A 547-nucleotide genomic window follows, 5' to 3' on the forward strand; every position below is an offset into this window, starting at 1 on the left:
GTACTACTCACGATGGATGAAGGGGCTCTATTGCCAACCTGCGCAATCGCAATTCAGACATCACCCCCAAGATTATTTGGATGCAATGACCAGCGCAATCCAAGAAGTACTGGCGACAGTGCCACAGACTCTGGCTGATTCTGTTGTCGGCATAGGCGTCGACACAACAGGCTCAACACCGGCTCCAATAGATGAAAACGGCACTGTTTTGGCGCTGCTTCCTGAGTTTGAGCACAACCCAAATGCAATGTTCGTCCTCTGGAAAGATCACACATCCGTAGCCAAAGCAGATCGAATTAATGAACTCGCCCATTCGGGAAAATTCACCAATTACACGCGTTACGTCGGCGGTGTGTACTCTTCAGAATGGTTTTGGGCAAAAGCGGCTTGGGTCAGCGAACAAGATGAACAAGTTGCAAAACGCGCTTTCAGCTGGGTCGAGCTGTGCGATTGGATCCCAGCAATTTTGGCTGATACTCAACATCCACAAAAATTGCGTCGTGGCATCTGCGCTGCTGGACACAAAGCGATGTGGCATGAAAGCTGG

At 50.1% G+C, this 547-nt stretch carries 1 pseudogene; it reads left to right on the forward strand.

The annotated features are described in order from the left end of the window. Nucleotides 1–547: pseudogene (locus R7Z50_RS30265) on the forward strand (ribulokinase); the annotation flags it as partial.

It is taken from the genome of Vibrio sp. 1249-1, assembly GCF_033340495.1.